This is a genomic window from Salinimicrobium maris, from assembly GCF_049680855.1.
Taxonomy (GTDB): domain Bacteria; phylum Bacteroidota; class Bacteroidia; order Flavobacteriales; family Flavobacteriaceae; genus Salinimicrobium.
This window is the reverse complement of sequence record NZ_JBMPGS010000003.1, coordinates 88,178-107,460: the sequence shown is the minus strand read 5'-3', so window position 1 is coordinate 107,460 and position 19,283 is coordinate 88,178. Positions and strand designations below refer to the sequence as shown.

The window sequence follows — 19,283 nt, the reverse complement described above, 5'->3', positions numbered from 1 at the left end:
AGTAAAAGAATTTTGATAATGGAATGTTAAGCTTCCCGGGAAACCTCTTCCGGAACACCGGTTTCATAAGGATTTGTGGGATCGTTGCTCCATTCAAACCAGCCTCCATCATAGACAGACACTTTTGGCCATCCCATCAACCAGGCGTTAAACCAGGCTTCGCTGCCTCGCCACCCTGTTCCGCAGTAAAAGGCGAGGTGTTTTTCCGGAGTAATTCCGTTGTTATGCCAAATGTCAGCCGTTTCATGAAATTCACGGGTGGTATGGTCTACGTTGCGATAATTTTCCATGTGATAAGCATCACTTCCGCAATCGGCAAAAACTGCTCCGGGAATCCGTCCTTTCGCCTCAATGTAATTATAGCCGCTTACTTCTCCAATATATTCGGGATAACTTCGCACACAAACCAGCTCGGCATCCTGTACCGCCAGCATTTCTTTTGCTTCCGGAACATCTACTGCCAGCTCTGGTCGTGAGGGTATTTTTACACCAAAATCTGAAACAGGTTTTTTAGGAACATCCTCTGTACTCACTTCAAAACCTGCATCCTGCCAGGACTGGAATCCGCCGTTGAGGATTCTCACATCCTTTACTCCGGCGTACATCATGATAAAAGCGTTTCGAATGGCACCTATATCTCCTGCAGCACTTCCCGGGAATTCATCGTCATTATCAGGGAACATGAATTTTCCGTATAAAATGACGGTGGTATCCGCTGTGATTCCATGCTGTTCAAGGGCTTCTTTTAATTCTTCGGGACTTCTGCGGTTCCAGGTTTCTGTCGATTCCAGCGCATTGGTATCCATATCGATTGCGCCGGGAATGTGACCGCTCAAATAAGCGTCACGATTTCTGTAATGCGCATGTACTACCACATATTTATTATTATTATACTCCATGGGATCCTCTCCGGAAATCAATTTTTGAAGCCACTCTGCTGAAACAAGGTGCTTATAATTCGCTAACTTTTCCATGGGATATGAATCGTCCTTTACCCACTCCTCTAAAAAGGCATTATAGACAGTGATTTTTGAATAGCCAGCTTTTTTAAATTGTTCAGCTACCTTCTCACTTTCTTCGGAATTATAGCCATATAAGATAATGTCATCTTCCTCCTGGATATTTTTGTGTTTTACACTTTCTATCCAGTCCATGTACTTTATCCACTTCACCGGAAGCGATTTTGCTCCTTTAATATGTCCTCCCCGTGCTTCATTTTGAAGTTTCCACCCATTATAGGCATCCACAGCTCTAACATCTATAATTTTTGCGCCTTGTGCATTTCGTTTTTGAAGTTCGTTTGTGCTAATCTCTATAAAATGGGACATATGATGCGGATTTTTTTCTAAAAATTATATTGGTTTATAACCTTTCACGTAAATCTAAAGAATTTTTTCCTCCTTGCTGAAGGAGCTATAAAATCTTTAACAAATCTCTGTTGAAATTCTTATTTGTTTTCCCATTTTTAAACTTCCGAAGTGAAAATGCCTTTAATGTCGAAAGGAATATTTCTATATTTATGACATGAAAAAGATATTAATGACGCTAGCTCTAATTATAACTGGTGCGAGTCTTTTTGCACAGCACGAAGGGAGCATTATAAATTTAAAGCCGCAGGAATTTAAAGCGGAAATCCAGGCTGCACATGTGCAGCTGATTGATGTGCGCACTCCTGAAGAATTTGATGAAGGGCATATTGTAGGAGCTAAAAATGTGGACTATAAATCAAATGACTTTTTGATGGAAATTGACAGGTTAGACCGGGAAAGACCGGTCTACATTTATTGCAGAAGCGGAAATCGTAGTAGCAATGCAGCCAAAGAGCTATATCAAATGGGATTTCTTAAAATTTACAACCTCGAAGGAGGTTACCTCTCCTGGCAAAAAAAATTAAAAGAATAAAATGGCCAAAAAAGAAGAACTTATTACGCGAGACTGGCTGGCAATTGACAGGACCCGGATGGCAAATGAACGGACTTTTTTGGCATATTTTCGCACATTTGTAGTAATTCTTAGTTCGGGGATTGCCATTTTAAAAGTAGAACTATTAGAGGAAATGTATGGGCTGGGAATTTTCTTTTTAATTCTTGCCCCAATTATCCTGGCTGTGGGTGCCGGTAGGTTTTTATATGTGAAACGACATATAAAAAGATACCATCGAGATTAGCAGTTGAACAACTCCCAATATTTTGGTTTTTTCCTGTTTCAGAAGGAATTTTTAAATGCGGTAAAGGCTAGAAGTCTGAATTAAGCTCATTTCCCTCTTCAATTTCAATTGAAAATGCCTTAACTTTAGAGCTATGGAAAAGAAGAATGATGCAGTAAAAAAGGGTTTTGTATTTAAGAAATATGAAGCACCTAATGTTTCCCCTTTCGATAAGCTTTTCGAAATATTTAAAGAACTTATCACGCATACCTCAGGCGATTTTGATGAAGCCATAGAATGGCTGCGCCAATTAGATGCGGAATATGATCTTACAGACGAAGATTATACCATAGATGATTTTATTGAAGATCTTAAGAACAAAGGATACATACGGGAGGAAATAGATCCCGACGGGGAAGGTGGCATGGCCATTACTGCCAAGACAGAGCAGGCGATTCGGCAAAAAGCGCTAGACCAGATCTTTGGAAGGCTCAAAAAGAGCAAAACTGGCAGTCATTCTACAAAAAGACAGGGCTTAGGAGATGAACACACAGGGGAATTCAAAGAATTCCATTATGGAGATCCTCTTGATAAAATTTCCATGACCGAAAGTCTGCGGAATGCGCAGATCAACCACGGCACCGGCGATTTTAAGATGACAGAAGATGACCTGGTGGTAGAGGAAACCCATCATAAATCCCAGATGAGCACAGTGTTGATGATTGATATTAGCCACAGTATGATCTTGTATGGCGAAGACAGGATCACCCCGGCAAAAAAAGTAGCCATGGCACTGGCAGAATTAATTACCACACGTTATCCAAAAGATACACTGGATATCCTGGTTTTTGGGAATGATGCATGGGCAATTTCCATTGCTGACCTGCCGTATCTTAAGGTTGGGCCGTATCACACCAATACAGTTGCCGGCCTGCAGCTAGCGATGGATCTTTTGCGCCGAAAACGGAATACCAACAAACAAATCTTCATGATCACAGATGGAAAACCCAGCTGCATTCGTGAAAGAGATGGTAATTACTACAAGAATAGTTTGGGATTGGATTCCTATATCGTAGATAAATGTTACAATGCTGCACGCCAGGCAAGAAAATTACACATTCCCATCACTACTTTTATGATTGCGCAAGATCCTTACCTTGAAAGATTTGTGAGAGAATTTACACAGGCAAACAAGGGTAAGGCCTTTTTTACGGGTTTGAAGGGACTTGGTGAAATGATCTTCGAAGATTATAAAACAAATAGGAAAAGAAGAATAAAAGGATAAGAATTTCGGGTTTTTGAACAGGTCGTGAAACTTTCAGGCAACTGGAAAAGCTAAAAACTGTAGCTTCAAAAATGAGGTTTTACAGCGGAATTCTGAAAAAATAAAAAAGAGAAAATGAAGGAAAAAAAGGCAAAGACTTTTGGAGAGTTAAAGGCTTCAGGATATAAGAGTAGAAGCATAAAAGAAGAATTAAGACAAAACCTGATAGAAAAAATAAGAAGCGGAAAACCGGCTTTTGAAGGAATTCATGGCTATGAACATACGGTAATTCCGGAGTTAGAAAGAGCTATTCTTTCCCGGCACAATATAAATTTGCTCGGTTTAAGAGGACAGGCAAAAACGCGGCTTGCAAGGCTCATGGTGAACCTGTTGGACGAATGGCTTCCCGTGGTAGAAGGTTCTGAAATAAATGATGATCCTTTTCATCCAATTTCAAGATATTCCAAAGAGCTGCTGAAGGAAAAAGGAGATGACACCCCAATAACCTGGGTACATCGCGATGAACGTTTCTTTGAAAAATTAGCCACTCCAGATGTTACCGTGGCAGACTTAATTGGTGACGTAGATCCCATTAAAGCAGCAAATCTTAAGCTTAGTTATGCCGATGATCGTGTGATCCACTTCGGAATGATTCCCCGGGCGAACAGAAGTATTTTTGTGATCAACGAGCTGCCCGATCTTCAGGCCAGGATACAGGTGGCACTTTTCAATATTCTGCAGGAAGGAGATATACAGATTAGAGGATTTAAACTTCGGCTTCCCTTAGATATGCAATTTGTCTTTACGGCAAACCCTGAAGATTATACCAACCGAGGAAGCATTGTAACACCATTAAAAGATAGAATTGGCTCCCAAATCCTTACGCATTATCCGCAATCTGTTGAGACCGCAAAAACAATTACCAGCCAGGAAGCAAAACTGGATGAAGCCCAGTTAAAAATGGTGCACGTTCCCGAAATGGCAAAAGATCTGTTGGAACAAATTAGCTTTGAGGCGCGGGATAACGAATTCATAGATGCCCGCAGCGGAATTAGCGCCCGTATGAGTATCTCGGGCTTTGAAAATCTTTTAAGTACTGCTGAAAGACGCACCATTAAAAACGGGGAAGAAAAGACCAGCCTTAGATTTGGAGACTTTTTAGGAGTTATTCCTGCAATAACCGGGAAAGTGGAGCTAGTTTATGAAGGAGAACAGGAGGGAAGTGCATCGGTTGCTCTTCAATTGATTGGGGATGCGGTTAAGACCATGTTTCCGCAGTTTTTTCCGAAGATCGAAAAGCTTGAAAAAGCCGATGCTGAAAGTCCGTACAATGACCTGGTAGAATGGTTCTTTTCTGAAAGCGGTTTTGAACTCTTGGATGATACTGCAGATGAAGAATATAAAAAACAACTGGATTCCATTCCGCCGCTAAACGAACTTGTTCAGAAATACCAGAAAGATATTCCTAAAGAGGATAGTTATTTCCTGAAGGAATTCCTCCTTTGGGGGCTGGTTGAATATAGAAAGCTCAATAAATTCCGCTTTTCGCAGGGGTTACAGTTTAAAGATCTCTACGGAAGTTACATCAGCGGATTATAAGAATTGCCTGCAGGAAACATCGAAAAATGAGCTTTTGGAAGTAATTTTAATTTTCCCGGACCGGGAGCTTTAGCGAATAAACAGGAAATGCCCTTTCATTTTGTGAAATGGGCATTTTTTTAATGTTTAAATCATAATATCATATTTCTTTCCTGAATTTTAAAATTCCGTTTCTTTTATAGTTAAAAATATATACATTTACCATTCGTTTACGCCAAAGATGAAAAACAGCCGGTCCATATATACTCCTAATACTTCTGCTATAATGGCTGGCGGCATGCTTATTTCTACTACGATTACCCCTTTGGGGTAGAGAGCTATATATAATTCCGTCCGCATATCCATTTGCCTATAAAAGGCAGGAAATTCAATAATCCAACTAAATCCATATTATGAATATTTTGAAATTCGGAGGCTCCTCTGTGGCATCCCCGGAACGTATAAAACAGGTTGTAGCAATCGTTCAGAAAAAAGCACAGGAAGGAAATACTGTCGCAGTTTTTTCCGCTTTTGGAGGAGTAACCAATGATTTATTACAAATGGCAGAAATGGCTGCTGCCGAAAATTCTGACTATAAGAAACTGCTGGAAAAGAACGAAACCCGACACCTGGAAGCAGTTAGGGCACTTATTCCGGTAAAAGACCAAAGCAGCATTTTAAGCAAGGTCAAGAATGAATTCAACCGCCTGGAAACCCTTTACGAAGGAGTTTACCTGCTCAATGAACTTTCCAACAGGACCAAACATGTGATTTCAGGCTTTGGGGAAATTTTATCCTCACTTATCATTAATGCATATTTTCAAAGCCTTGGGGAAGATGTGCAGTTCATGGATTCCCGCGAATTGATCGTTTGCCGCAACACCAATGAAAAGATTCAGGTGAACTATGAGAAAACCTATAAGAATATCAAAAAATTCATTGGAAGCCATACAGCCAAAATATCTGTAGCACCCGGTTTTATAGCCAAAAATGAACAGGGAATCCCCAGTACACTTGGTCGTGGCGGATCGGATTTTACTGCAGCAATTTTTGCGGGCGCTCTTGATGCGGAAAGGCTTACCGTCTACACCGATGTCGACGGAATGTTCACCGCCAATCCCAATATCGTGCAGCAGGCTTATTCGCTGAAGAATATTTCCTATCAGGAAGCGATGGAATTATCTCATTTTGGAGCAAAAGTTCTGTATCCGCCTACGCTTCAGCCTCTCCTGAACAAGCAAATCGAGATTCATATAAAAAACACTTTCAGGCCAGAGGAGGAGGGAACCCTTATTTCTAAAGGAAGCAAAGAGAATTTTAGATGGGTCACCGGGATAACACATATAGATTCTGTAAAGCTCATCAACATTGAGGGCAGCGGAATGGTTGGAATCCCCGGGTTCTCAAAAAGGTGTTTTGACGTGCTTTTTCATGAGAACATCAACGTGGTACTCATTACCCAGGCATCTTCAGAACATAGCATTTGTATTGCAGTAAAAAGTGACGAAGCCGCCGCCGCTAAAGAGGCGCTGGACGAAGCTTTTGCTGTAGAGAGAGAATATCAGAAGATCAAAGCAGTAGAAATTGAAGACAATGTTGCGATTGTTGCTCTTGTAGGGGACAGGATGAAAAGTCACCACGGCCTTAGCGGAAAAATGTTTAGCGCCCTAGGAAATAACAACATCAACATTCGGGCGATCGCCCAGGGATCTTCAGAAAGGAATATTTCCGCAGTAATTTCCAAAAATGATGTTACGAAAGCATTGAACGTGCTGCATGAGCAGTTTTTTGAGGTGCCTTCCAAAGAACTAAACCTATTTATCACGGGAGTTGGAAATGTGGGAAGCAAATTACTTTCACAGCTTAAAAATCAGGAGCAGTATCTTCTGGATAAACTTAGGTTGAAAGTGAGAATTTTGGGATTATCCAATTCCCGCAAAATGGTCTTTGATGAGAACGGGCTTGATCTAAATAATTGGGAAGAGCTTATCAAAGTTGGCCAAAAGGCAGATCAAAAAGGCTTTTTTGAAAGGGTAAAAGAATTGAACTTAAGGAACAGTATTTTTGTGGATAACACAGCAAGTGCAGAAATTTCTTACCTGTACAGCGCGTATCTCAGTAATTCAATCTCGGTGGTTACCTGTAATAAAATAGCCTGTTCACAGGATTTTCAAGCATATTCCAGGTTGCAGGATCTCTCGAGGGAATACGGAGCTTCTTTTCTTTATGAAACCAACGTAGGTGCCGGTTTGCCTATTATTGATACTCTAAAAAACCTGGTGGCATCTGGCGACAGGGTGAATAAGATCCAGGCCGTGCTCTCCGGAAGTCTGAATTTTGTTTTCAATAATTACAAAGCTGAAGAACCATTCTATAAGGTAATAGAGGCAGCAATGAAGGAAGGCTATACCGAACCCGATCCAAAGATCGATTTGAGCGGAGTGGATGTTGCCAGAAAGATCCTGATCCTTTCCCGTGAAAGTGGACTAGAAATGGAACTGGATGATATTGAGAATGAAAGTTTCCTTTCCGAAGAAAGCTTAAGTTCTGCTTCCAATGAAGCCTTTTTTGATCTCCTGAAGCAGGAAGAAGAAAGATTTCAAAAGATGTACAAAAGCGCGGCCGAAAATAATGCGCAGCTAAAATATGTGGCACAGCTGGAGGAAGGCAAAGCGAAAGTAGGACTGCAGCAGGTGGGGCCAGAGCATCCTTTTTACAATTTGAGCGGTAGCGACAACATCGTGTTGTTCTTTACAGACAGGTACAGTCAGCAGCCATTGATCGTTAAGGGCGCCGGTGCCGGGGCAGATGTTACGGCTTCAGGAATTTTTGCCGATGTCATAAGAATTGGAAAAAAGTAAGCGATGGAAGAAATCAAAATTTTCGCGCCTGCTACTGTCGCCAATCTCTCCTGTGGATTTGATGTTCTTGGCTGTTGCCTGGACAATGTAGGAGACGAGATGCTTATAAGAAAGAATGACCTGCAGGAGATTAGAATCACCAAAATTACCGGACAGGAGTTGCCGCTGGAAACCGACAAAAACGTAGCAGGAGTTGCGGTAAAGGCGCTGCTGAATAAACTAAAAAGGCATCAGGGATTTGATATTGAGATCTACAAAAAGATAAAATCTGGCAGTGGCATTGGTAGCAGTGCGGCGAGTTCAGCGGGGGCGGTCTTTGCTGTGAACAAGCTGCTGGGAACACCTTTTACTGCCCAAGAACTCATTCCTTTCGCGATGGAAGGAGAGCGACTTGCCAGCGGAAATGCCCATGCAGATAATGTCGCTCCCGCGCTTTTAGGTGGTTTTAGTCTTGTTAAAAGCTATGAGCCTCTGGAGATTTTGAAACTGCCTGCGCCAGCTGAACTTAGGATGGTGATTCTTCATCCGCGAATTGAAGTCAATACGCGAGATTCGCGCGGCATCATCAGGCAAAACATAAGCCTTCAAAAAGCCATTAATCAGTGGGGAAATCTTGCAGCGTTTATAAGCGGGCTCTACACTGAAGATTATAATCTACTGGGCCGAAGCTTAAAAGATGAGATCGTAGAACCGGTTCGCTCTATTTTGATCCCGTATTTTGACGAACTTCGGAAAATAAGTATTCAAAAAGGTGCTTTGGGCTTCGGAATTTCGGGATCTGGTCCTTCCGTTTTTGCGATGTGCCGCGGACAGGAAAAGGCTGAGGCTGTAAAAAAAGCGATCCATGAATTTTATCAGGAAAAAGAAATTGAATTTGATCTTCATCTTTCGAAAATAGGAAATGAAGGTGTAAAAATTTTAAAATGAAATACTTCAGTTTAAATAACAGAGCGCATTTTGCCACTTTTGAAGAGGCAGTGGTAAGAGGATTGGCACCCGATAAAGGTTTGTATTTTCCGCAGGAAATTCAAAAGTTGCCTGATTCCTTTTTTAAAAATTTAAATGCTTTGTCCAAAACGGAAATTGGATATGAAGCCATCAAGAATTTTATAGGAAAAGAAATTCCGAAGCCGGAGCTTGAGAAGATTGTGGAGAATACGCTAAACTTTGATTTTCCGCTGGTAAAACTGGAGAAAGATGTGAGCGTTTTGGAGCTGTTTCACGGTCCTACGTTAGCTTTTAAAGACGTAGGTGCGAAGTTTATGGCGAGTTCATTGGGCTACTTCATAAAAAAGGGAAATTTGGGAAAAGTAACCGTTCTGGTTGCGACTTCAGGAGATACGGGCGGTGCGGTTGCCAACGGGTTCCTGGGTGTGCAAGGAATTGATGTGGTGATCCTTTATCCCAAAGGAAAAGTGAGTGAAATCCAGGAGAAACAATTAACGCGGCTCGGGCAAAACATTACTGCCCTGGAAGTGGAAGGGGCTTTTGATGAATGCCAACAGATGGTAAAAAGGGCATTTTTGGATGAAGATATTGCGCAGCAAAGAAAATTAACTTCTGCAAATTCCATAAATGTAGCCCGCTGGTTGCCCCAAATGTTCTATTACTTGCTCGCTTACAAACAACTGGAAAATAAAAACAAAAACACGGTCTTTTCGGTTCCCAGTGGAAACTTTGGGAATATTTGCGCCGGACTTGTAGCTCAAAAATTGGGATTGCCAATTCAGCATTTTGTGGCAGCCAATAACGCGAATGATGTGATCACACGATATTTTAATACTGAAGATTATGCGCCCAAACCCAGTATCCAAACCATTTCAAATGCGATGGATGTAGGAGATCCCAGTAATTTCGTGCGGATTCTGGAACTTTTTGAAAATGACTTTTCAAATCTTAAAAATATCATCTCTTCTTATAGTTTTGATGATGAACAAACTAAAGAAGCAATTAAAAAAGTGTTTCAGGAAATGGGTTATGTTATGGATCCTCATGGCGCGGTAGGATATCTTGGACTTAAAGCATTTCAGAAGGAAAACCCGGACTACAGCGGTGTTTTTCTTGAGACAGCTCATCCGGTCAAGTTTCTGGAAACAGTAGAAAAGGTAATTAGTGAAAAAGTTGAAATTCCCACTGAACTTGCGGAATTAAATAAAAGAGAGAAGAAAGCTTTGCAAATTTCTGATTATGAAGAATTGAAGGCTTTTTTATTAAATTAGCAGATAATTGCTTTTTATGAACACGAAATTTCCGAAGCGGCTTGAACATTTTTTTTCAAGGGAACTGGTGAAGTACAGGCATTACATTAAAAATGGGAATTATTCTCAAGCGTGGGCTCATCTTGAGCGGGCCCATATCATTGGGCAATCTTATCCTTACCCGCATACTTATGCTCACTGGCTTATGCTGAAATTCGGTTTTAAAATTAAAAGCAAGAGTGAAATTTTTGGACAGTTACCACGACTGCTTGTGGGAGGCGTGAAATCTTTTGTGGGAAAAGTACCTGTAGGAAATACAGGTGGGGCGAATGTGCCGCCCCTAAAACCAATGCCGTTGCCTGCAGATATTCAGAAAATGTTCTCCAAAACCTGATTTTTGAGTATAGAAAAATATTTAAATATCATTCTTGATTCCTTTACGGGTTATTTTCATTATTTACTTGGTGAAATAATGAATCCGGCGTGGAATAATTACTTTTACTGGTTGCTGGCCTTATCGCTTATGGTTTGGGGTTTAGAGATCATCATTCCCTGGAGAAAGCATCAAAAGATATTCAGAAAAGGCTTTTGGCTGGACTCTTTCTATATTCTTTTTAATTTTTTTCTCTTTTCGCTCATAGGCTACAATGCGCTTTCAAATGTAGGAGTTGCGTTCTTTGAAGACATTTTGCTGTTCTTCGGAATAGAAAATCTCGTAGCTTTTGAAGTTCAATCTTATCCCGTTTGGGCACAGCTTATAATCATGCTCGTGATTGCCGATTTCATTCAGTGGAATATACACAGGTGGCTGCATAAGTCAGATTTTTTATGGAAATTTCACCAGGTGCATCACAGCGTAAAAGAAATGGGTTTTGGTGCGCAATTCCGGTTTCATTTTATAGAAACGATTGTTTACAAAACCCTGCAATATATTCCGCTGGCGATGATTGGCTTCGGAATAAAAGATTTTTTCGTAGTGCATATGTTTGCTGTATTAATTGGTCATCTTAACCATGCGAACCTTCGTTGGGATTACGGACCTTTAAAATACATTCTGAACAACCCAAAAATGCACATCTGGCATCATAGTCGGCATCTTCCTGAAAATCGTAGAAATGGTGTAAACTTTGGATTAACGCTGAGCATTTGGGATTATATTTTTAAAACTGCCTATGTGCCGGAATCTGCCGTTGAGGTGGAGACAGGTTTTGAGAACGATGAGGTTTTCCCTGAAGGTTTCTGGGAACAGGTAAAATTTCCCTTTAAAAAGTCCTAAAAAATAAGGCTGCCTTGATGGCAGCCTTTCGTTGAATTCGGCTAATTCAAACAATTATTGTTCCGGTAAGTTTATATGATATATTTTACAGACTCCTTTTATTTTTTCCTTAAAAACTTAAGGATTATCAATATAATAAAAATTATAAGTATGTGAATGATAATAAATTATAATTTTTTGTGAATTGCTCGAGCCGTTATTTCTAGATAAAATGGAACCTAAAAGAGCTCTAATGCCTTGATTTTAAGATAATTTTAAGATATATAGGTGAAGAATTTCAGGAGCAGGATGATAAAAATGCATTTCTGAAGGTCTATCAGGAAAAATCCTTTCTCAATTATTTTGTTTCAAGGGATTTTACATTTGAATTTCTCGTTTCAAAAAGGGTATTTTTTTAACTCCTTTCTTCCCGCAACTATAGGATAAAAAAACTTCGATATTAGTAAAGGAGCATTGCGTCCTCCGCAGGATAATTTCCTAAATTTATACATTGAAAAACAGGGAATGTCAACTTAAAAATAGAACATTCACGTTAATTTTTTGAAATGGAAAATCTGGATTATGCGCGGCTTCAAATGGCCTTTACACTTGGGTTTCATATTATCTTTGCCTGTATAGGGATGGTGATGCCTTTCTTTATGGTAGTGTCGCATAAAAAGTGGTTAAACACGAGGAATCCTGTTTATTTACAACTTACGAAGTCCTGGCAAAAAGGAGTAGCCATTTTCTTCGTCACGGGAGCAGTTTCAGGAACAGCATTATCTTTTGAACTGGGAATGCTATGGCCGGAATTTATGAAACATGCCGGGCCAATCATAGGGATGCCTTTTTCCCTGGAAGGAGCTGCGTTCTTTATAGAAGCTATTGCCCTTGGTTTCTATCTCTATGGCTGGAATAAAATTCCTGAAAAATTTCATTGGTTTACCGGGATCATTATAGGAATTGCAGGAGTGGCATCGGGAATCCTGGTAGTTTCAGCCAACGGCTGGATGAATGCGCCCACAGGATTTGATTATATAAACGGGGAGTTTACAAATATTGATCCTGTGCAGGCATTTCTAAATCCTGCCTGGTTCACCCAGGCTTTGCATATGACTCTTGCGGCTTTTGTGGCTACCAGTTTTGGAGTGGCGGGAATTCATGCCTTCCAGATTTTTAAAAATCGAAAAGTAGAAGTTCATAAAAAGGCATTTAAAATATCAATAATTTTTGGAGCGATAGCGGCAATATTACAGCCAATAAGCGGGGATATTTCGGCTAAAGATGTTGCCGAACGACAGCCTGTGAAACTTGCTGCTATGGAAGCACATTATGAAACTGAAAACGGTGCTCCTCTTTATATTGGCGGAATTGTAGATGAAGAGAAGCGTATAGTTACTCATAAAGTAGAGATCCCAAAAGCGCTCTCATTTTTGGCTTTTGGAGATTTTGATGCAGAGGTACAGGGTCTTAATGACTTTCCCGATGATGAACTGCCCCCTGTCGCTATTGTACATTATGCGTTCCAGATCATGGTGGGAATTGGAAGCCTGTTAGTACTTGCAGCTATTTTTTACTTTATAAGTCTAAAGAAGAAATCCTGGTTTAACAAAAAGGCATACTGGTTATTCTTTATCTTTTTAGCTCCCTTAGGCTTCATTGCGATAGAAGCAGGTTGGGTGGTTACAGAAGTAGGTCGCCAACCCTGGATAATCCATGGCATCATGAAAACCAAAGATGCGGTCACTCCAATGCCCGGCATGAAATTCAGTTTCTATATGTACCTTATGGTCTACATCATCCTTGCCCTTACAGTAACTTGGTTGATGGGAAGGCAAATTAAGGCACTAAATTCTTCAAACGAGTAGCTATGTTATACGTTGTTTTGTTTTTTCTTCTTTTCTCCTTTTTCCTGTACGTCCTGTTGGGAGGTGCCGACTTTGGAGCCGGGATAGTAGAATTATTTACTGTGGAAAAAAATAAATCCATGACCCGTGACACCATTTACAGGGTAATGGGTCCTATTTGGGAAGCCAACCATATATGGCTTATCATTCTTATTGTGATCTTATGGATTGCTTTTCCGGTGTATTTTAATGTGATCATTGTGTATCTTCATATACCATTTACGCTGGTGCTACTTGGTATTACCATGCGGGGTGTGGCTTTTATTTTCAGGCATTATGATGCCGTGGTAGATCGGTCGCAGGTACTCTACAACTGGATGTTCAGGATCTCAAGTTTAATAACTCCTATTTTCCTCGGAATGTCCTTTGGCGCCCTGATTAGCGGAGAGATCCTGTTAACGGAAGATTATTCTGAAGTTCATTTTATGGATATTTTTATCCATCCATGGTTAAATATGTTCACGCTGCTCGTGGGGTTATTTTATGCTGCACTTTGCGCTTTCCTGGCATCTACTTTACTCATTGGGGAAACTGAAGGTGCACCCAGAAAATTTTTCAGTCGGCAATCTGCCGCGTTTACAATAGCCTTAGTAGTAATTGGATTCCTTCTTATCGTTTACGGATATTTCAATGGCATAGAATTTATTCAGGATTTCATTCACAATCCTGTTTCACTGGCATGTATTGGTTTATCAGGTTTATTGCTCATCCCACTTTGGAGATTCATTAGGAATGAGAATAGAATTGGAAGTCGGTATCTTGCGGGATTCCAGGTAGTACTGGTTCTTTTTGCTGCCCTGGTGGCTCATTTTCCCTACATTATCATTACACAAAACGAAGAGGTAAGTTTACTGGAAAATGTTGCGCCGGAAGCTACAATTAAAAATCTTGCGATTATGCTGTTAATTGGTGGGTTCTTTATTCTACCAGGTTTGTTTCACTTGATGAAGTCTTTCAGGATGATAAAGGTGCTGGAAAAGTAAAAACAGAATCTTATATAAGAGCAAAAAAAAGCCGGTAACAATTTCCCTTGTACCGGCTCATCTTTTTAAATTCTTCATCCTGCTGATTTTTAAGGTTAGTTGGCGTAACGTTTTCTGTTGTACCAGGTATTCCTTTGCGATGATTTCTGGTTCATAAAATGTCTCCTATGAGTAATTCCTCCTTCCTTAATGACATTATAGTTTTCAATAACGTGTTCTAAAGTTGTCATGATTTGCTGTTTTTGTGCTAAAATAGCATGGTTTAATATCTTCTTCTCAGTGACCGTAACGTCTCTTTTCTGTCCAATTATCTCTTTTTGAGGGTGGAATCGTGTTCCAGAACTGTTTTTTTTCCTGTGCTTTCATGATGTTCGTTTTTAGATTGTTGAATTAAATTTTTTTGGAGGGCTTATGCTGATTAGGCATATCTTCTTTTCTCTGTCCAGTTGTCTTTTACTGAAGATACTGCGTTGAAAAAGTGCTTTTTGTCTGAAGTTCTCATGATATTTTTTTTTTAGATTGATGAATTAAATTTTTTGGAGGACTTATGCTGATTAGGCATATCTTCTTTTCCCTGTCCAGTTGTCTTTTGCTGAAGATACTGCGTTGAAAAAGTGTTTTTTGTCTGAAGTTCTCATGATATTTGTTTTTTAGATTAATGAATTAAATTTTTTGGAGGGCTTATGCTGATTAGGCATATCTTCTTTTTTCTGTCCAGTTGTCTTTTACTGAAGATACTGTATTGAAAAAGTGCTTTTTGTCTGAAGTTTTCATGATATTTGTTTTTTAGATTGATGAATTAAATTTTTTGGAGGGCTTATGCTGATTAGGCATATCTTCTTTTCTCTGTCCAGTTGTCTTTTGCTGAAGATACTGCGTTGAAAAAGTGCTTTTTGTCTGAAGTTCTCATGATGTTCGTTTTTTAGATTGATGATTTACTTATCTATTTTATTATAAGGCGTATCGTCTTCTGTTATACCAGCTGTTCTTTCCTGAAATTTTCTGGTTTAGAAAATGTTTTCTGTGGGTGAGTCCGCCTTCTTTAATGATATTGTAGTTTTCGATGATATTTACCAGAGTTTCCATGATTGAAATATTTAATAGTTAAAAGATTGATTGTACTTAAAAGACTGTTTATCTATAATTTTGTTACAGTACTGGGTATAAACAAGTACTGAATTAACAGATCTTTAACTATTACATTCAGTTTTGAAAGTAAAATCCTTCTCATTTAACTGATATCCAGTTGGTTGTTCTTAATAATAGAATTCAAAAATGCCTTTTTTGAATAGCAAGGGAAATGTACTTTAGGTTTGAACAGGCTTGAAAAGTTGTAGGTTCTCAACATCTCAATAAAATCAGCCATAATTTTCTATATTTACAAAAAGACCTTTAAAATCAGCTTTTACATTAGAAAATATGGAGAAAAAGTACAAAGTCAAAGTGAACGATTCCTATGAGTTTGAGTTCAGTCAGGAAGAAATTGAAGCCCTGGATTCTCGAGAGGTTTCTCCTTTGAATTATCATATTTTAAAAGAAAATAAGTCTCTTAAAGCTCATATTCTAAAGCAGGATTTCTTCCGAAGAGAATACACGGTAAAACTAAATTCCGAAGCATATACTGTAAAAGTGTCAAACGAACTGGATCTTCTTATTGACGAGATGGGACTTTCCCTTGGCACTTCACAGGCCGCAAACACCATAAAGGCTCCCATGCCCGGTCTTATCCTTGACGTGAGTGTTAAAGAAGGCGACGAGGTGAAAGCGGGTGACTACCTCTTGGTACTGGAAGCCATGAAAATGGAGAATTCCCTTACGGCACCAAAAGACGGGATCATCAAGACCGTCACGGTCAAAGTTGGGGAGACGGTAGACAAAAATCAGTTACTCATAGAAATGGAGTAACCTTTTTCCTAAACATTTAGAAACTAATTCAAAAATGTCATTTTTGGGCCTGCAGTGCCTTAAGAAATAAAATACCATGAAGAAAATACTTGTAGCAAACCGTGGAGAGATCGCCCTGAGAGTGATGAAAACGGCCCAAAAGATGGGAATTAAAACCGTTGCTGTTTACTCCACTGCGGACAGGAACGCACCGCACGTAAAATTCGCAGATGAAGCTGTGCTTATTGGGGAAGCGCCTTCCAGCGAATCATATTTGAGAGGGGATAAGATTATTGAAGCAGCACAACAACTGAAGGTGGATGGCATTCATCCAGGATATGGTTTTTTAAGTGAAAATGCCGGTTTTGCTGAAGATGTGGAGAAGAATGGGATCACCTTTATTGGTCCCAGGTCTAAAGCTATTACCATTATGGGAAGCAAACTTGCAGCCAAGGAAGCTGTAAAGAAGTATGATATTCCCATGGTTCCGGGAATTGATGAAGCTATTACAGATGTAGAAGAAGCTAAGAAGATTGCTTTAGAAATAGGATTTCCTATCCTCATCAAAGCATCGGCCGGTGGCGGTGGTAAAGGGATGCGAATCGTAGAAAAGGAAAAAGATCTTGCAGATCAAATGAAACGAGCGATTAGCGAAGCAGAATCGGCTTTTGGTGATGGTTCGGTCTTTATTGAAAAATATATTAGTTCGCCCCGGCATATTGAAATTCAGGTGCTGGCAGATACACATGGCAATACGCTTCACCTTTTTGAGAGGGAATGCAGTATACAGCGAAGACATCAAAAAGTGGTGGAGGAAGCTCCTTCTGTAGTTCTTACAGAAGAAATTCGGAAGAAAATGGGCGAAGCAGCCGTACGAGTGGCAAAAGCCTGTGACTATATAGGTGCGGGTACCGTAGAATTCCTGTTGGATGATGACAAGAATTTCTATTTTCTAGAAATGAATACCCGCCTGCAGGTAGAACATCCCGTCACCGAATTGATAACCGGAATTGATCTTGTAGAACAGCAAATAAGAGTAGCACGTGGCGAGGAGCTTAAATTTGCCCAAAAAGATCTTGAAATAAATGGGCATGCGCTGGAGCTGAGAGTTTATGCTGAAGACCCACTGAATGATTTCCTGCCAAGTGTGGGAAAACTGGAGCGATATAGAACGCCACACCAAGAAGGAATTCGGTTGGATGACGGGTTTGAAGAAGGCATGGAAGTGCCAATATATTATGACCCTATGCTTGCAAAGCTTATCACCTACGGGAAGAGCAGGGAAGAGGCCATTCAGTTGATGATTCAGGCAATTAATTCTTATGAGGTGGAAGGAGTGATGACGACACTTCCCTTCGGAAAATTTGTGTGTGAGCATGAAGCCTTCCGAAGTGGGAATTTTGATACGCACTTTGTGAAGAAATATTATTCTGCAGAAAAACTGGAATCTGAAATTGAAGAAGAGGCGCGACTAGCAGCTGTTATTGCTTTAAAGCAGTACCTGCGCGATCAACAACAACTTAGATTGCCTTCAAATTAACAATTGTAAAAGGTTCATGATAATAATAAAAGAGGTGCCAAAAATGGCATTTTTTAAGTCTCTTTTAAATGATCAACTATATTCAGAAGATAAAATATGAGCGATAATACACAGAAACTAAACGAAAAAATAGCTGCAGCGAAGTTGGGAGGTGGTGAAAAACGAATAGCCAAACAACATGAAAAACGAAAATTAACGGCTCGTGAAAGACTGGATTACCTGCTGGATGAAGGTTCTTTTGAAGAAATTGGAATGCTGGTCACCCACCGCACCACAGATTTTGGAATGGACGAACAAAAGTTCTATGGAGATGGTGTGGTTACAGGCTACGGAACTATTGACGGCCGACTCGTTTATGTATACGCGCAGGATTTTACGGTTTTTGGCGGCGCACTTTCAGAAACCCATGCAGAAAAGATTTGTAAAGTAATGGATCATGCAATGAAAGTTGGCGCGCCGGTGATTGGATTAAATGATTCGGGTGGTGCGAGAATTCAGGAGGGAGTTCGATCTCTTGGAGGTTACGCAGATATTTTTCACCGCAACCAAAAAGCATCGGGAGTGATTCCGCAGATCTCTGCCATTATGGGGCCTTGTGCCGGTGGCGCGGTATACTCTCCTGCAATGACAGACTTTACGTTGATGGTTCAGGATTCCAGTTACATGTTCGTGACGGGGCCAAACGTGGTGAAGACAGTAACCAATGAAAATGTCACTTCCGAAGAACTGGGAGGAGCGAGTACACATTCAACAAAGTCGGGCGTGACACATGTTACTTCCACCAATGATATTGCCTGCCTGGAAGATATTAAAAAGCTACTGAGCTATCTTCCGCAGAGCAACAAACATACTACCGAAAAATTACCTTATGAACTTGGAGAAGAATATCGCGAACAACTAAATGATCTCATTCCTGAAAGTGCAAACAAGCCTTACGATATGCACGAAGTGATCAAGGGAATCATTGATGAAAATTCCTTTTTTGAGATCCATAAAGATTATGCAGATAATATTATTGTCGGTTTTGCACGGCTTGGGGGAAGAAGTATAGGAATAGTGGCCAATCAACCCATGAGCCTTGCCGGAGTTTTAGATGTTGAAAGCTCCAGAAAGGCGGCGCGGTTTACCCGTTTTTGTGACTGTTTCAATATTCCGTTGCTTGTTTTGGTGGATGTTCCCGGCTTCCTTCCCGGAACAGACCAGGAGTGGAACGGGATCATATTACATGGGGCTAAATTATTGTACGCGCTGAGTGAGGCCACAGTGCCAAAAGTGACGGTGATTACTAGAAAAGCTTACGGTGGTGCGTATGATGTGATGAATTCAAAACATATTGGCGCCGATCTTAATTTTGCTTGGCCAACTGCAGAAATTGCTGTAATGGGCGCAAAAGGAGCCAGTGAAATTATTTTTAGGAAGGAAATAAAGAACGCCGAAGATCCTGAAAAGAAATTAGCTGAAAAGGAGGCCGAATATGCCGAAAAATTTGCAAACCCTTTTGAAGCTGCAAAACGCGGATTTATTGATGAGGTGATCCAGCCGAAAGATACCCGCAGAAAACTGCTGAAAGGATTTAGCATGCTCGAAAACAAAGAAGTTTTAAGGCCAGACAGGAAGCACGGGAATATTCCGTTGTAGAAACAACTTAATAACTCCAAATTTAACTA

At 40.2% G+C, this 19,283-nt stretch carries 18 protein-coding genes; 14 read left to right on the top strand and 4 right to left on the bottom strand.

Features of this window, described 5'->3' with window-relative positions; translation table 11 throughout:
• Positions 1–26: 26 nt before the first annotated feature.
• Entirely contained in the window at positions 27–1,328 is a 1,302-nt protein-coding gene (locus tag ACOV1Q_RS10890; protein WP_424494425.1) for a sulfurtransferase, read from the bottom strand.
• A gap of 211 nt (positions 1,329–1,539) precedes the next feature.
• Here ACOV1Q_RS10890 and ACOV1Q_RS10885 point away from each other — a divergent pair, with 211 nt between their 5' ends.
• From ACOV1Q_RS10885 to ACOV1Q_RS10870, 4 genes are all read left to right on the top strand, one after another.
• Complete coding sequence (locus ACOV1Q_RS10885) at positions 1,540–1,902, top strand: rhodanese-like domain-containing protein (protein ID WP_424494424.1); 363 nt, start codon at positions 1,540–1,542, stop codon at positions 1,900–1,902.
• Position 1,903: 1 nt separating this feature from the next.
• Complete coding sequence (locus tag ACOV1Q_RS10880; protein WP_424494423.1) at positions 1,904–2,167, top strand: DUF202 domain-containing protein; 264 nt, start codon at positions 1,904–1,906, stop codon at positions 2,165–2,167.
• A gap of 133 nt (positions 2,168–2,300) precedes the next feature.
• A complete protein-coding gene (locus ACOV1Q_RS10875; protein ID WP_424494422.1) occupies positions 2,301–3,431 on the top strand; it encodes a vWA domain-containing protein in 1,131 nt (376 codons plus the stop codon).
• Between the two features lie 114 nt (positions 3,432–3,545).
• Positions 3,546–5,009, top strand: coding sequence for a magnesium chelatase (locus ACOV1Q_RS10870; protein WP_424494421.1), 1,464 nt, complete (start codon positions 3,546–3,548; stop codon positions 5,007–5,009).
• A gap of 198 nt (positions 5,010–5,207) precedes the next feature.
• Here the strand turns inward: ACOV1Q_RS10870 and ACOV1Q_RS10865 are convergent, their stop codons facing one another.
• Positions 5,208–5,348, bottom strand: coding sequence for a hypothetical protein (locus tag ACOV1Q_RS10865; protein WP_424494420.1), 141 nt, complete (start codon positions 5,346–5,348; stop codon positions 5,208–5,210).
• A 53-nt stretch (positions 5,349–5,401) separates the two neighbouring features.
• Between ACOV1Q_RS10865 and thrA the strand changes: the two genes are divergently transcribed.
• The 7 genes from thrA (at position 5,402) to ACOV1Q_RS10830 (ending at position 14,192) form a co-directional block, all read left to right on the top strand.
• A complete protein-coding gene (thrA, locus tag ACOV1Q_RS10860) occupies positions 5,402–7,849 on the top strand; it encodes a bifunctional aspartate kinase/homoserine dehydrogenase I (RefSeq protein ID WP_424494419.1) in 2,448 nt (815 codons plus the stop codon).
• A 3-nt stretch (positions 7,850–7,852) separates the two neighbouring features.
• Complete coding sequence (locus ACOV1Q_RS10855; protein WP_424494418.1) at positions 7,853–8,776, top strand: homoserine kinase; 924 nt, start codon at positions 7,853–7,855, stop codon at positions 8,774–8,776.
• Positions 8,773–10,068, top strand: coding sequence for a threonine synthase (thrC, locus tag ACOV1Q_RS10850; RefSeq protein WP_424494417.1), 1,296 nt, complete (start codon positions 8,773–8,775; stop codon positions 10,066–10,068). Before ACOV1Q_RS10855 ends, thrC begins: the two co-directional genes overlap by 4 nt.
• Before the next feature lie 16 nt (positions 10,069–10,084).
• Positions 10,085–10,441 (top strand): DUF3703 domain-containing protein, encoded by a 357-nt coding sequence (locus ACOV1Q_RS10845; protein WP_424494416.1) that lies wholly within the window; start codon positions 10,085–10,087, stop codon positions 10,439–10,441.
• Positions 10,442–10,450: 9 nt separating this feature from the next.
• Positions 10,451–11,323: a sterol desaturase family protein gene (locus tag ACOV1Q_RS10840; protein ID WP_424494682.1), complete on the top strand. Its 873-nt coding sequence runs from the start codon at positions 10,451–10,453 to the stop codon at positions 11,321–11,323.
• Between the two features lie 545 nt (positions 11,324–11,868).
• Positions 11,869–13,170: a cytochrome ubiquinol oxidase subunit I gene (locus ACOV1Q_RS10835; protein WP_424494415.1), complete on the top strand. Its 1,302-nt coding sequence runs from the start codon at positions 11,869–11,871 to the stop codon at positions 13,168–13,170.
• A gap of 2 nt (positions 13,171–13,172) precedes the next feature.
• Positions 13,173–14,192 (top strand): cytochrome d ubiquinol oxidase subunit II, encoded by a 1,020-nt coding sequence (locus tag ACOV1Q_RS10830; RefSeq protein WP_424494414.1) that lies wholly within the window; start codon positions 13,173–13,175, stop codon positions 14,190–14,192.
• Positions 14,193–14,287: 95 nt separating this feature from the next.
• Here the strand turns inward: ACOV1Q_RS10830 and ACOV1Q_RS10825 are convergent, their stop codons facing one another.
• Together ACOV1Q_RS10825 and ACOV1Q_RS10820 are read right to left on the bottom strand one after the other, a co-directional pair.
• Positions 14,288–14,422, bottom strand: coding sequence for a hypothetical protein (locus ACOV1Q_RS10825; protein ID WP_424494413.1), 135 nt, complete (start codon positions 14,420–14,422; stop codon positions 14,288–14,290).
• Positions 14,423–15,143: 721 nt separating this feature from the next.
• Positions 15,144–15,278 (bottom strand): hypothetical protein, encoded by a 135-nt coding sequence (locus ACOV1Q_RS10820; RefSeq protein WP_424494412.1) that lies wholly within the window; start codon positions 15,276–15,278, stop codon positions 15,144–15,146.
• 333 nt (positions 15,279–15,611) lie between these two features.
• Here ACOV1Q_RS10820 and ACOV1Q_RS10815 point away from each other — a divergent pair, with 333 nt between their 5' ends.
• The 3 genes from ACOV1Q_RS10815 (at position 15,612) to ACOV1Q_RS10805 (ending at position 19,254) form a co-directional block, all read left to right on the top strand.
• Positions 15,612–16,097 (top strand): acyl-CoA carboxylase biotin carboxyl carrier protein subunit, encoded by a 486-nt coding sequence (locus tag ACOV1Q_RS10815; RefSeq protein ID WP_424494411.1) that lies wholly within the window; start codon positions 15,612–15,614, stop codon positions 16,095–16,097.
• 76 nt (positions 16,098–16,173) lie between these two features.
• Complete coding sequence (accC, locus tag ACOV1Q_RS10810) at positions 16,174–17,616, top strand: acetyl-CoA carboxylase biotin carboxylase subunit (RefSeq protein ID WP_424494410.1); 1,443 nt, start codon at positions 16,174–16,176, stop codon at positions 17,614–17,616.
• 96 nt (positions 17,617–17,712) lie between these two features.
• Positions 17,713–19,254: an acyl-CoA carboxylase subunit beta gene (locus ACOV1Q_RS10805; protein ID WP_424494409.1), complete on the top strand. Its 1,542-nt coding sequence runs from the start codon at positions 17,713–17,715 to the stop codon at positions 19,252–19,254.
• Positions 19,255–19,283: the final 29 nt, after the last annotated feature.